This window comes from Clostridium aceticum (assembly GCF_001042715.1).
Taxonomy (GTDB): domain Bacteria; phylum Bacillota; class Clostridia; order Peptostreptococcales; family Natronincolaceae; genus Andreesenella; species Andreesenella acetica.
In genome coordinates this window covers 197,387-210,214 of sequence record NZ_CP009687.1, presented here as the reverse complement: position 1 = coordinate 210,214, position 12,828 = coordinate 197,387, and the positions used below count along the sequence as shown (strand labels likewise).

The window sequence follows — 12,828 nt, the reverse complement described above, 5'->3', positions numbered from 1 at the left end:
TTTCCCTCCACACCATATCATTTCTAAAATATGCTATCACGTTTTACTATAACTGTCAATTATTAGCGTCAATTTAAGTGTTTTTACAATCTATTAATAAGCATATTTGGGCTTTTTTGCCAATTTATGAATCGCTTCAATAAAGCGTATGGTTCCTGTTTTTGATCGCATTACAACGGAATGAGTTTTTACTATATTATTTCCTTTATACGTAACACCTCTTAACAGCTCCCCATCAGAAATACCTGTGGCAGCAAAGTACACTTCATCTCCCTTTACTAAATCCTCCATATATAGTACTTTATTAACATCCACACCCATTTTTATACATCTTTGTCTTTCTTCCTCTTCATAGGCTAACAGCTTTCCTTGAAACTGTCCCCCTAAGCACTTTAGACCCGCAGCAGCAATAACTCCCTCTGGTGCACCTCCACTGCCCAACATAATATCTACACCAGTATATTCAAAACAAGTTGCCAACGCCGCTGCCACGTCACCATCCTTAAAAAGCTTAATCCGGGTGCCTGCTTCACGACATTGTCTTATGATTTCTTCATGTCTTGGTCGATCCAGCATCGTCACAGTTAAATCGGTAATACTCTTATTTAAAGCCTCTGCTGTTGCCTTTAGGTTTTCATGAATAGGTGCATCTATATGTACCCGATTAGCAGCCTTAGGACCTACCGCAATCTTATCCATATACATATCTGGAGCGTTTAGTAAAGAGCCCCTAGGTCCCATAGCTACTACCGCAATGGCATTAGGCAGCCCCTTTGCTACAGAGTTCGTTCCCTCTACTGGATCCACTGCAATATCTACCTTAATACAGTCTGCCCCCCGTTTTCCCACTTCTTCTCCGATATACAGCATAGGTGCTTCATCCATTTCTCCTTCACCAATTACTACCACACCATCAATATCTAAGTTATCAAACATCTTCCTCATTCCGTCTACGCCGGCCTGATCAGCAGCAATTTTATCTCCTCTACCCATATGCTTTGCAGCCCCCAGAGCTGCTGCTTCTGTAACCCTGACCAAATCCAAGGCTAAGTTACGATCCATACTTTCCCCTCCTTTTTTACTTTTCCTTCTTTAATCATTAGCGTTAATCTAAACCATAATTTGTCATCTTAAGCGGAGCAAGGCGTAGCCGAAGGATCTTAGAATTAGCAAAGTTCCTGGTTATTTCAAGATCCTTCACTACGCTCAGGATGACAGTTTGAGAGAATTTTGGGAATAATTGTATTAAGTTAACGTTTATGACTTCTTTGTAAAATTGGCATGTTTTTTCATCATCTGAATAATCGTATCATTTTTATCCAACCGATGAATAGCCTCTATAAATCTTATGGTTCCTGTTGCTCCCCTCATCACCACCGAATGTGTTTGAGCTCTATTATTACCTAAATACAACACACCCTTCAGCAGGTCTCCTTGTGTAATACCAGTAGCAGCAAAAAAACAATCATCGCTGCTAACTAAGTCCTCCAGGGTCAGAACCTTTTTGACGTCTTCTTCTGTCAGCCCCAGCTCACTACACCGCTGAACTTCCTCTTCACTCATAGGATGCAGAATCCCCTGCATATCTCCTCCAAGACATTTTAGTGCTACAGCAGCGATAACCCCCTCAGGTGCACCACCAATACCCATCATAATATCTACACCAGTTTCTTCAAAACCTGTAGCCATTGCCGCCGCCACATCTCCATCGGTAAAAAGCTTGATGCGGGCTCCTGCCTCTCGAACTTCCTTAATCATATTTTCATGTCTTTCTCGATCTTGAATCATTACCGTCACATCTTCGATGTTTTTATCCAAAGCTTTTGCTACAGCCTCAAGATTTTCACGAATAGAGGCTTTGATACTTACAGCTCCCTTCGCCTTAGGTCCTACTGCAATTTTTTCCATATACGTATCTGGTGCATGAAGAAGACAACCCTTTGGAGCCATAGCTACTACTGCAATGGCATTAGGTAAGCCTTTAGCAATAAGGTTCGTACCTTCTAAGGGATCTACTGCAATATCCACTTCCATTTCTTCTTCTTCACTGCATCCCACGATTTCACCTATGTATAACATAGGTGCTTCATCCAATTCCCCTTCACCGATGACAACCGTACCTTTAATAGAAAGGCCGGCAAAAGTACTTCTCATGCCATCTACCGCCGCCTGATCTGCTCCTTCTTTGTCACCTCTGCCCATATAAGAAGCAGAAGCTAGAGCTGCCGCTTCCGTTACTCTTACTAATTCTAAGGATAAACTTCTATCCATACTTTTTATTTCCTCCTTCATCTTTTAAAAGTAAGTCATTAGCGTTAACTTAAGCCATAATTTGTCATCCTGAGTGGAGCAAAACGTAGTGAAGGATGACAGGTCAAGAGAATTTTGATAATAATTGTATTAAGTTAACGCCTATGAAAAGTAAGTATCTATATCAGTTATTATGTTTTGAAGTATATCATTATGTTATACTTTATAAGGTAATGCTATAAATATAATATACTAATGCAAGTAAATTCTCAAGTATATTAAGGATACAAAAAAAAAGGGTATTTTACCCTTTTTTACTTTGCTGCTTTTTCCCAGTCCTTTAAAAACTTTTCTATTCCACTGTCGGTTAAAGGATGTTTTATCATTTGTTTAAAAACCCCATAAGGGATGGTAGCAATATGAGAACCTACCTTTGCTGCCTCAACAACATGAGCAGTGTGTCGAATACTGGCAGCTATCACTTCTGTTTCTATCAAGTAGAGATCAAAAATATCAACAATTTCCTTCACTAAATCGATTCCTGTATGTCCGATATCATCTAACCTTCCTAAAAAAGGACTGACATAGGTGGCACCTGCCTTTGCAGCCATCAGAGCCTGATTAGCAGAGAAAACTAATGTAACATTGGTTTTAATTCCCTTGCCCGCTAAAACCTTCACTGCTTTTAAACCTTCTTCTGTCATCGGTATCTTGATAACAATATTTTCATGGATCTTTACCAATTCGTCTGCTTCTTGAATCATTTCCTCTGAATTCAAGCTGATAACCTCTGCACTAATCGGTCCATCTACAATTTCTGTAATTTCTTTTATTACTTCTTTGAAAATTCTACCTTCTTTAGCAATCAGGGAAGGATTGGTGGTCACCCCTTCTAAGATTCCCCAGCTGGCCACCTCTTTTATTTCATCTACATTGGCAGTATCAATAAACAGTTTCATTCTTATCCCCTCACTATTCTAAAATTTTTACTTTCTTTTAAACTATATAGGTTGCATTCCCTACGCCACAGGAACAGTTCCTCATGCACATAAAAAAGACGAACCGTCCCCATGACTCCACTATCTCACACTGAGTTGTAAAAGTTTTATTGCAACTTAATATATTTTTTTCATAGTATAGCCATCGTGCTAGTAGTAGTTCATTCCCTTTAGTTAGTCTTTTCATTCTTTTCATTACGTATTTATCATAACACATACCAATTAATTCCTCTAGCCAACTTTTTTTGATTCTTTCAAAAAAAACTAAGAATCATTAACAAAATCCATAAATTTCAAGCCATTCTCCTGCTAAAGTTTTCAAAAAGTACTTGCATCTATCCTATTATCATTGTATAATAACTTAGTATAATTAATTTAAATTTTCTAAAAATTTTAACAAGTTTCCTTTATTTAAACTTGTTAGGAAAAAATTTAAAAAGAAGGGAGAATTTATATGAATGCAAATGAAGGTAAAACACTAAATGATGCCCCGCAAAGAGAACAGTGGGGATCTCGGGTAGCTTTTATCTTAGCTGCTGCTGGTTCAGCGGTAGGTCTTGGTAACATTTGGAGATTTCCTTATGTTGTTGGTACAAATGGTGGAGCAGCTTTCGTAATTGTTTATTTGGTCATTATATTTTTAATTGGTTATCCTATGATGGTTACTGAAATGTCCTTAGGACAAAAAACCCACAAAAATGCTATCGGTGCTTTTAAAGATTTAGCACCAGGAACTCCTTGGTGGATCACAGGAGCTCTTGGAGTATTAGCAGGTTTTGTTATTTTATCTTTTTACTCTGTTGTTGCAGGATGGGCCTTATCTTATTTCTTTAAAACCCTTGGCGGTTCTCTTGGAACCGGAACAGACTTTGTAGGTACTTTTGTTGGACATATTACAAATCCTGGAGTTACAGTAATGTGGCATGGTATTTTTATGATTCTTACCCTTGGCGTTATTGCAGCTGGGGTTGTTAAAGGTATTGAAAGAACTGTTAAGTTTTTAATGCCCGCACTTTTTGTATTATTATTAGCTTTAGTAGTTAGATCTATGACATTACCTGGTGCAAGTGCAGGAATTGCCTTCTACTTAACACCAGACTTTAAGGAACTTACTCCTCAATCTATTTTAGGAGCTGTAGGGCAAGCCTTCTTTACATTAAGTTTAGGTATGGGTTGTATGATTACCTATGGAAGTTACTTAGGTGATAAGGAAGAAATCTCTGACAATGCAGCTTGGGTTGTTGGTTTGGATACAGGTATTGCTTTATTAGCTGGTTTTGCTATCTTCCCAGCGGTATTTGCCCTTGGTTTTGAACCTAATGTTGGTGCTGGCTTAGCCTTCATTACACTACCTGGTGTATTTGCTACTATGCCTGGAGGTACCTTCTTTGGAGCAGCCTTCTTCCTATTGTTGGCAGTAGCGGCTCTAACTTCTGCTATCTCTTTACTAGAGGTGGTGGTTGCTTGGGTAGTAGATGAAAAGGGATGGAATCGTAAAAAAGCTTCTTTAATTGTAGGTATCTTAATCTTTATCCTTGGTGTACCTGCAACCATTAGTATGAATGAAGTAAATTTCCAAATGTTTGGAATGCCTTTCTTCGATGTATTAGATATCTTTCAAGAAAGTATTCTATTACCGCTAGGTGGTCTTTTAACAGCTATCTATGCAGGTCATGTATATACTGCTAAGAAGCTTAGAGCAGATGTTGCCCGAAATAAGAGTGCTATTCAACTTGGTGGATGGTTTGATGTTTTAATCAAATATCTTGTTCCACTTGGTATTGCTGTCGTTATGGTTATGGGTTGGGTTGATAAATTCTTCTAAGACATAGTATCGAACAGATTTATATGATATAATATCATCTACAGACTCTGGATTAAAAGTCAAACGCACTCTTAACTCCCCAAGGTTTAGTAGTCGTCAGAGTCAAAGCAAGAGAGACGTACCGGCAAAGGTACGTCTCTTTTGCTTACTTAGATCTCTTCTTTAATTCTTCAAAAATCTTTTCCAGTGAAACCTCTTTTTCCTTTAATAACACCAATAGATGGTAGATTAAATCGCTGGACTCATAAATCAGTTCCCCTGCATCAGGATTCTTTGCAGCAATGATTACTTCTGCCGTCTCTTCCCCAACCTTTTTCAATATTTTATCGATGCCTTTTTCAAAGAGATAATTGGTATAAGAACCTTCCTTAGGGTTTTCTTTACGATCCGCAATGACTCCATAAAGTTTTTGTAGGACTTCTGCCCCTACAACTTCCTGTGATTCTGTCATATAAATGGGGTTATGAAAACAGCTCTTTGCCCCAGTGTGACAGGCAACACCTTCTTGCGTTACCTTCACCAACAGCGTATCGCCGTCACAATCATAACTTATTTCTTTTACTGTCTGGATATGTCCTGAGGTTTCCCCTTTGTGCCATAGTTCCCCACGACTACGACTCCAAAACCAAGTTTCCCCTGTCTCGAGGGTCTTTTTTAACGATACTTCATTCATATAAGCCATCATCAAAACTTCCTTACTTTTTTCATCCTGAATAATGGCAGGAATAAGTCCATTTTCGTCAAATTTCAAATTTTTTAGCCCTTCCATCCTATTCCCCTACCTTCTCATATTAATTCCATTTTTTTTCAAGTAATCCTTTAACTCTCCAATTTCTACTTCTTTGAAGTGAAACAAAGATGCAGCCAATGCTGCGTCTCCGCTGCCTTCGGTAAATACCTCTAAAAAATCCTCCATACTGCCAGCTCCTCCTGAAGCAATCACTGGTATATTTACAGCTTCGCTGATACTTTTAGTAATCTCTAAATCATAGCCGCTTTTGGTGCCATCTTTATCCATACTGGTAAGCAAGATTTCTCCTGCCCCTAGCCTCTCCACTTCCTTTGCCCATGCAACGGCCTCCAGCCCAGTATCTTCTCTGCCGCCCTTCACATAAACATGGTAGCTGCCATTCTGCTGTTTCTTAACATCGATGGCTACCACCACTGCCTGAGAACCAAAGAGTTTTGCACATTCTGTAACGATGGAGGGGGTCTTTACAGCAGCTGAATTGATGGAGACTTTATCGGCACCACTTTTTAAGACTTCCCTAAAGTCTTCTACGCTTCGAATTCCCCCACCAACTGTCAAAGGTATAAAAACCTCCTCCGCAGTCTTTTTTACTACTTCCAGTATAATGTTTCTTTCTTCGTTGGAAGCAGTGATATCTAAAAACACAATTTCGTCTGCCCCCTGTAGATTGTAGGCCTTAGCCACCTCCACTGGATCACCGGCGTCCCTAAGATTTACAAAGTTTACACCTTTTACTACCCTGCCCTGATCAACATCTAGACAAGGTATAATTCTTTTGGTAATCATATGCTTATCCCACCTTTATTTCTTCTAGGTCTACCTTACCCTCGTAAAGGGCCTTTCCTACAATTGCTCCAGCTACACCAATCTCTGATAGCTTCTTTAAGTCCTCCAGGGAAGAAACTCCACCGGAAGCAATAATATTCACCTTTACATGACTTTGCAAATGCTGTATAGCTTCAAAGTTAGGTCCCTTTAGCATACCGTCCCTAGCAATATCCGTATAAACGATGGTCGCTACCCCTATTTTTTCTATCTCCGAAGCAAAGTCTATAGCACTAACCTCACTGGTCTTTGTCCACCCGTCTATAGCTACATAACCATCCTTTGCATCAATAGATACAATAATTTTATCACCATAAGCTTCTACAGCTTCTTTAAGCATTGCTTTATCTTGTATCGCCTTGGTGCCAATAATCACACGATCTACTCCCAAGGCCATCAACGCCTTGATTGTTTCAAGACTTCGAATCCCTCCCCCCAGTTGCACAGGAATATTTACAGAATTGACAATCTCCTGAATCACTGAAAGATTTTTAGACCGTCCCTCCAAAGCTCCATCTAGATCAACCACATGCAAGATTTCTGCACCCTTTTGCTGCCATAGTTTTGCCACTTGTTGAGGATTTTCAAAGTATACCTTCTCCTCATCAAATTTTCCTTGCGTTAACCTAACACACTTTCCATCTTTAATATCTATCGCTGGATAAATGATCACCCTATCAACTCCCCAAAATTCTTTAGTATCTTTAACCCTGTATCTCCACTTTTTTCTGGATGAAACTGAAGTCCATAAATATTTCCCTTCTCTACTACTGCTGGCAGATCTATACCATAATCGGTAACCGCCTTTACCACATGCTTTTCATGGGGTTTTACATAATAGGAGTGTACAAAATAAACGTATTGATTGCTCTCAATCCCCTTTAAAATTTTACTGTCTTCCGTAATGTTTAGTTGATTCCACCCCATATGAGGGATCTTTCTACCGGCAGGAATTTTTACAATATCCCCTAAAATCATATCTAGGCCTTTTGTTTTTTCTACTTCATAACCATAGGAAAACAAAATCTGCATCCCTAAACATATTCCTAGAAATGGCTTTCCCTTTTCTACTTCTTTTAATAGCCAAGGTTCTAAGCCTTTTTCCTTTAAGTTTTTCATGGCATCATAAAAAGCGCCTACCCCTGGAATGATTAATCCTTTCGCTTCCTTTAGCTCCTCGATCTTATCGGATACAAAAGCCTTGTATCCCATTTTTTCAAAGGCCTTTTCTACACTTCTTAAGTTTCCCATGCCATAATCAATAATGCCAATCATTTCCTTCACCCCTATCTATTTACAACTGTCCCTTGGTGGACATGACCCCTTCTATCCGTGGATCTAATCTAGTAGCAGCATCCAAAGCCCTGCCAAAGGCCTTAAACATGCTCTCTATCATATGATGATTATTTCTTCCGTAAAGGTTTCTGACATGCAGTGTCATGCCACTATTAAAGGCCACTGCTCTAAAGAATTCCTCCACCAATTGTACTTCAAAACTTCCCACCATTTCTCCTGCAAAGTCTGCCTCGTAGTGAAGATAAGGGCGACCGCTAATGTCAATAGCCACCATGGAAAGAGCCTCGTCCATAGGGGTAAAAACTGTTGCATAGCGGGTAATCCCCTTCTTATCTCCTAAAGCCTGCTGTATGCTTTGGCCCAGCAATATGCCTACATCCTCCACCGTATGGTGGAAATCTACTTCTAGATCCCCTTTGGCTTCTATATTTAAATCTAAAAAACCATGTTTAGCAATTTGTTGCAGCATATGATCGAAAAAGCCTATTCCTGTACGAATACAATTTTTACCTTTCCCATCTATATCTATATTAATATGAATATCTGTTTCTGCTGTAGTCCGCTTTAGGCTACTTTGCCTCTTCTCCATTTTTTATCCCCCTACACTGCTATTTCCTTCGTTGCACCTAGTGCCTCCATCAACAGCTTAATCACCAGCTGATTTTCTTCCTTGGTTCCAATCGTGATACGGATACACCCTTTTAATGGACCTTCTTCTCCAAAGTATCTCACCAATACTTTGTGCTCTGCTAAGTACTGATACACTTCCTTGGCCTTCCCTATTCTACATAGAAGGAAATTTCCATGACTTTTGTATACCTTTATGTCTGGTATTTCACTAAGCTGAAGAGCAATGTTGTCCCGCTCTGCAACAATTTCTTGGATAACCCTATCCAATACGTCCTTATTTTCTAGACATACCTTCGCCGCCAGTTGGCTTAAGTTGCTGACATTGTAAGGAGGCTTTACCTTGTACAAGATCCCCATCAGTTCCTTAGAGGCCGCAGCGTAGCCTACCCTAGCCCCCGCTAGACCATAACCTTTGGATAAGGTTCTTAACACAATCAAGTTAGGATAATAGTTTACTAGATCCATTGTAGTTTCTCCATAAAACTCTACATAAGCTTCATCAATCACTACAATGCCATTAGAATACTCTATGATTTTAATGATTTGTTCTCTAGGAATCACTCCCCCTGTGGGATTGTTGGGATTAGTTAAAAATACTACCTTTGGCTCTTCTTTTCTCATCACCTTCACGAAATTATAATAATCGAAGGCAAAGTCCTCCCCTAGAGGTACCTCTATCGTCGTACCCCCTACGATCTGTGTGGAAATTTTATACATACCAAAAGTAGGAGTATGCACTAAAATTTTATCCCCTTCTCCTATAAAAGCCTGAAGAATCAGTGCGATAATTTGATCAGAGCCACAGCCAATCATCAACTGCTGTGGGGATAGCCTAACTTGCTTTCCTAAAATTCTTCTTAATTCACAGCAATCATTATCAGGATATTGGTTGACCTTTAATCCCATCAAAGCCTTTGCAATTTTTTGATTTAGTAGGTAATCAACATTGTTGTTTTCATTGGCGTCCAGCTTTGCTACAGTTTCACATTCCTTCACTTCATAAGGTACAAGGCTTTTTATATTTTCCTTTACTAAATTATTAATCATTTTCTTCATACCTCACTTTAATTGAATTTTTGTGGGCTGTTAACCCCTCTGCTTCCGCTAATATCATTACCTCATCTTTTACCTTCTTCAAAGCCTCTTGGCTGTAATAGATGACACTAGACTTTTTCATATAATCCTCTACCGATAGGGGCGAATAAAACTTCGCTGTCCCACTGGTGGGCAACACATGATTTGGTCCTGCCAAATAATCCCCTAAAGGTTCTGGTGTATAATGCCCTAAAAAGATGGCTCCTGCATTTTCGATGCTGTTTAGCACTTCAAAAGGCTTTTCTACGCATAGTTCCAAATGTTCTGGTGCTATTTCGTTGGCGAAGGCTACTGCTTCCTCTAGGTTCTTGACCAAAATGATTTTGCCATAGTCTTTTAAAGATTTTTCAATAATCTCTTTTCTTTCCAATAAAGCAGTCTGTCGAAGAACTTCTTCTTTAACTTCTTCTGCTAGTACTTCACTGGTGGTGATCAGTAAGGAAGATGCCAGTGGATCATGCTCTGCCTGAGATAGCAAATCTGCCGCCACGTATCTAGGGTTAGCGGATTCATCTGCCAACACTAAAATCTCACTGGGCCCTGCAATCATATCGATATCTACATAGCCATAGACAGCTCTTTTTGCCGTAGCTACATAGATATTTCCCGGTCCTACGATCTTATCTACCTTAGGGATACTCTGGGTACCAAAGGCCAGTGCGCCTACTGCTTGAGCACCGCCTACTTTGTAAACCTCTTTAATTCCTAACTCCTTAGCTGCCACCAATACCCCAGGAGATAATTTACCTTCTTTTCCTGGTGGTGTCACCATGACGATACGCTTTACTCCTGCTACAATAGCCGGCAGAGCATTCATCAATACAGAAGAAGGATAAGCGGCAGTTCCTCCAGGTACATAGATCCCCACGCTGGCTATAGGGCTTACCTTCTGACCTAGAAAAACTCCTTCTGAGGAGGTAAACCATGAATTCTGCTTTTGTTTCTCATGGTATTCTCTTATATTTTTAATCGCTAGCCTAAGGGCTGCTACAAAGCCCTCTGCTACTTCATCATAAGCTCCTTGAAACTCTTCCTCCGTAACAGCTATTTGTTGTGGTGTAAATACTGCCCCGTCAAACTTTTTTGTATACTCCAGCAGCGCTTCGTCTCCTCTCTCCTGTATGCCCTGCAATATCTCATCCACCTGAGGTTGATAATCTTTGAAGTCTACAGTACTTCTTTCCTTTAAGGTGGCAAAAAGCTCATCCTTGCTGCCGTTGATTATATCTATCATTCCTTAGTCCTCCTAGTTCACTTTTTCCGTAATCAAATCGATAATTGGGGAAATTTCCTTTTTCTTTGTTTTGAAACTCACTTTATTTAAAACCAATCTAGCACTGATGCTGGCAATATCCTCTAAAACCACCAGGCCGTTCTCCTTTAAGGTTTTTCCTGTCTCAACAATATCTACGATCACATCCGACAACCCCATCAATGGGGCCAATTCCACCGATCCTTCTTGTCGAATGATCTCCACCGATTGCCCTTTTTCAGTAAAGTATTTTTTTGTAACGTTAGGATACTTTGTAGCTACCCTAAGATGTTTTTTGCCATTTGCATTGGAGGGCTTCCCCGCTACTGAAAACTTGCAATTGCCGAATTTTAAATCTACTACCTCGTATAATTGTTTTTCCTGCTCCATCAATACATCCTTACCTACAATCCCCATATCTACAGCCCCATGCTCTACATAGGTGGGCACATCTGCTGCCTTTAGTAAAATTACCTCTATGTTATGACTGGCTAGGGAAAAAATCAGCTTCCTATTGTCCTCTTTAAGCACCTGACAGTCTATGCCAATGCCTTCTAAAAGTTCAATACTATATTTTGCCAATCTTCCTTTAGCAATCGCCATTTTTATTGTTTCCAAAACTACCATCCCCCTAAATCTTCAAGGACTTCAATCTCACCCTTGGTATTGATTCTTATCACTTCATCTATTTTTCTCCGCTGCACATACTCCTGCAGATCCTTTGGATTCTTCAACAAACAAATCTCCACTATATGCCCTGCAGCCCTAAGCTTTTCTACCGTTTCAGCTGTCACTAGACAAACTTCTGATTCTGCTACTAAAATATGTCGGTTTCTTTCCACCTGCAAATTTTCTTGAATTTTCAATGCCTTTGTGATTTTATTAACGATAAATGCAAAACCAGTAGCCGCACAGTCTATGCCAAAGTCTTCTAAAAGCCTATCATAACGACCTCCACTCAATAAAACCGTTCCTAAATCTCTTGTAAAGCCTTTAAATATAATGCCGCTGTAATACTTCATTGTTGTCACCATGCCTAAATCTAAAGATATGTACTTTTCTAATCCGTAGGCTGTAATTCCATCACATACCTTTTCTAAATCCTCGATGGCCTCCAACATACCAGCATCTAAAGGCAGTCTTTTTACTTCTCTTAAAACCTCTTCTGGTTCACCAAATAGTCTTGGAAGCTCCTTTAAAATTCCTTTAATTTCTTCCTCTATATTTAAGGTATCTACCAGTTTATCTAATTCAATAAAATTCTTGTTTTCTACATGCTCTTCTAACCCTATTTTTGCCTTTTCTTCTATTGTAAGGTTTTGTAAAATACCCCTTAAAAGCTTCACTTGACCAATATCAATTTGAAAGTTTTTTAATCCTAGATTTTTTAAGCTTTCAATGGCAGTAATAATTACTTCCACATCTGCTTCATAGGAAGCTACCCCAAAAAGCTCCACACCTGCTTGACGAAATTCCCTCTTCTTTCCTGCTTGTTCTTCATCAATACGGAAGACATTTTGTACATAACATAGCTTTAGAGGATACACAAAATCCTTCATCTTTGTGGCCACCATCCTAGCAATAGGTATGGTGCAGTCTGGGCGAAGCACCAAAATTCCTCCATTGGTATCAATCAGCTTAAACATTTTATCTCCGTTGCTGGCTAAATAATCATTAGAAAAAAGATCATAGTATTCTAAACTAGGCGTATTTACCTCCATATATCCCGACTTTATAAAATTATCCATCAATTTATCTTCAATGTGCCTGCGGTAAATACAATCATCAATTAATAAATCCTGTACTCCCTCCGGCAACAGTACTTTTCTAGACTTCATTTCTTCCCATTCCCCCTCTATTGATTTATCACTTTAGTATGCTAAAGCGATAAATTGAAAAAGTATCT

Annotated in this window: 13 protein-coding genes; 1 reads left to right on the top strand and 12 read right to left on the bottom strand. The window is 39.3% G+C overall.

What is annotated here, in order from left to right; translation table 11 throughout:
* Nucleotides 1-93: 93 nt before the first annotated feature.
* The 3 genes from glpX (CACET_RS00940) to fsa form a co-directional block, all read right to left on the bottom strand.
* Nucleotides 94-1,062: a class II fructose-bisphosphatase gene (gene glpX, locus CACET_RS00940; protein WP_044826047.1), complete on the bottom strand. Its 969-nt coding sequence runs from the start codon at nucleotides 1,060-1,062 to the stop codon at nucleotides 94-96.
* Nucleotides 1,063-1,257: 195 nt separating this feature from the next.
* A complete protein-coding gene (glpX, locus tag CACET_RS00935) occupies nucleotides 1,258-2,271 on the bottom strand; it encodes a class II fructose-bisphosphatase (protein ID WP_044826046.1) in 1,014 nt (337 codons plus the stop codon).
* A gap of 293 nt (nucleotides 2,272-2,564) precedes the next feature.
* On the bottom strand, nucleotides 2,565-3,209 hold the full coding sequence (fsa, locus tag CACET_RS00930) for a fructose-6-phosphate aldolase (RefSeq protein WP_044826045.1): 645 nt from the start codon (nucleotides 3,207-3,209) through the stop codon (nucleotides 2,565-2,567).
* Between the two features lie 493 nt (nucleotides 3,210-3,702).
* On the opposite strand from fsa, the gene CACET_RS00925 reads away from it, so the two are divergent.
* On the top strand, nucleotides 3,703-5,073 hold the full coding sequence (locus CACET_RS00925; RefSeq protein ID WP_044826044.1) for a sodium-dependent transporter: 1,371 nt from the start codon (nucleotides 3,703-3,705) through the stop codon (nucleotides 5,071-5,073).
* A 145-nt stretch (nucleotides 5,074-5,218) separates the two neighbouring features.
* On the opposite strand, the gene hisIE is transcribed toward CACET_RS00925, so the two are convergent.
* The 9 genes from hisIE to hisZ are packed head-to-tail and all read right to left on the bottom strand — an operon-like array spanning nucleotide 5,219 to nucleotide 12,760.
* Complete coding sequence (gene hisIE, locus CACET_RS00920; protein WP_044826043.1) at nucleotides 5,219-5,842, bottom strand: bifunctional phosphoribosyl-AMP cyclohydrolase/phosphoribosyl-ATP diphosphatase HisIE; 624 nt, start codon at nucleotides 5,840-5,842, stop codon at nucleotides 5,219-5,221.
* A 9-nt stretch (nucleotides 5,843-5,851) separates the two neighbouring features.
* A complete protein-coding gene (hisF, locus tag CACET_RS00915; RefSeq protein WP_044826042.1) occupies nucleotides 5,852-6,610 on the bottom strand; it encodes an imidazole glycerol phosphate synthase subunit HisF in 759 nt (252 codons plus the stop codon).
* Nucleotides 6,611-6,614: 4 nt separating this feature from the next.
* Nucleotides 6,615-7,322, bottom strand: coding sequence for a 1-(5-phosphoribosyl)-5-[(5-phosphoribosylamino)methylideneamino]imidazole-4-carboxamide isomerase (hisA, locus tag CACET_RS00910; protein WP_044826041.1), 708 nt, complete (start codon nucleotides 7,320-7,322; stop codon nucleotides 6,615-6,617).
* Nucleotides 7,319-7,924, bottom strand: a complete 606-nt coding sequence (gene hisH / locus CACET_RS00905; protein ID WP_044826040.1) for an imidazole glycerol phosphate synthase subunit HisH — start codon at nucleotides 7,922-7,924, stop codon at nucleotides 7,319-7,321. Before hisH ends, hisA begins: the two co-directional genes overlap by 4 nt.
* A gap of 19 nt (nucleotides 7,925-7,943) precedes the next feature.
* Nucleotides 7,944-8,534 (bottom strand): imidazoleglycerol-phosphate dehydratase HisB, encoded by a 591-nt coding sequence (gene hisB / locus CACET_RS00900; RefSeq protein WP_044826039.1) that lies wholly within the window; start codon nucleotides 8,532-8,534, stop codon nucleotides 7,944-7,946.
* Nucleotides 8,535-8,545: 11 nt separating this feature from the next.
* Nucleotides 8,546-9,622, bottom strand: coding sequence for a histidinol-phosphate transaminase (hisC, locus tag CACET_RS00895; protein ID WP_044826171.1), 1,077 nt, complete (start codon nucleotides 9,620-9,622; stop codon nucleotides 8,546-8,548).
* Complete coding sequence (hisD, locus tag CACET_RS00890) at nucleotides 9,615-10,904, bottom strand: histidinol dehydrogenase (RefSeq protein ID WP_044826038.1); 1,290 nt, start codon at nucleotides 10,902-10,904, stop codon at nucleotides 9,615-9,617. The genes hisC and hisD overlap by 8 nt, the downstream gene beginning before the upstream one ends.
* A 12-nt stretch (nucleotides 10,905-10,916) precedes the next feature.
* On the bottom strand, nucleotides 10,917-11,549 hold the full coding sequence (gene hisG, locus CACET_RS00885) for an ATP phosphoribosyltransferase (RefSeq protein WP_044826037.1): 633 nt from the start codon (nucleotides 11,547-11,549) through the stop codon (nucleotides 10,917-10,919).
* Nucleotides 11,543-12,760, bottom strand: coding sequence for an ATP phosphoribosyltransferase regulatory subunit (gene hisZ / locus CACET_RS00880; protein WP_044826036.1), 1,218 nt, complete (start codon nucleotides 12,758-12,760; stop codon nucleotides 11,543-11,545). Before hisZ ends, hisG begins: the two co-directional genes overlap by 7 nt.
* Nucleotides 12,761-12,828: the final 68 nt, after the last annotated feature.

Bases quoted from the DNA above. Each gene is read 5' to 3' on its own strand.
- hisZ (WP_044826036.1), bottom strand. From the start codon at position 12,760: ATGAAGTCTAGAAAAGTACTGTTGCCGGAGGGAGTACAGGATTTATTA.
- hisB (WP_044826039.1), bottom strand. From the start codon at position 8,534: ATGGAGAAGAGGCAAAGTAGCCTAAAGCGGACTACAGCAGAAACAGAT.
- CACET_RS00925 (WP_044826044.1), top strand. From the start codon at position 3,703: ATGAATGCAAATGAAGGTAAAACACTAAATGATGCCCCGCAAAGAGAA.
- hisH (WP_044826040.1), bottom strand. From the start codon at position 7,924: ATGATTGGCATTATTGATTATGGCATGGGAAACTTAAGAAGTGTAGAA.
- hisF (WP_044826042.1), bottom strand. From the start codon at position 6,610: ATGATTACCAAAAGAATTATACCTTGTCTAGATGTTGATCAGGGCAGG.
- hisG (WP_044826037.1), bottom strand. From the start codon at position 11,549: ATGGTAGTTTTGGAAACAATAAAAATGGCGATTGCTAAAGGAAGATTG.
- hisD (WP_044826038.1), bottom strand. From the start codon at position 10,904: ATGATAGATATAATCAACGGCAGCAAGGATGAGCTTTTTGCCACCTTA.
- glpX (WP_044826046.1), bottom strand. From the start codon at position 2,271: ATGGATAGAAGTTTATCCTTAGAATTAGTAAGAGTAACGGAAGCGGCA.
- hisC (WP_044826171.1), bottom strand. From the start codon at position 9,622: ATGATTAATAATTTAGTAAAGGAAAATATAAAAAGCCTTGTACCTTAT.
- fsa (WP_044826045.1), bottom strand. From the start codon at position 3,209: ATGAAACTGTTTATTGATACTGCCAATGTAGATGAAATAAAAGAGGTG.
- glpX (WP_044826047.1), bottom strand. From the start codon at position 1,062: ATGGATCGTAACTTAGCCTTGGATTTGGTCAGGGTTACAGAAGCAGCA.
- hisIE (WP_044826043.1), bottom strand. From the start codon at position 5,842: ATGGAAGGGCTAAAAAATTTGAAATTTGACGAAAATGGACTTATTCCT.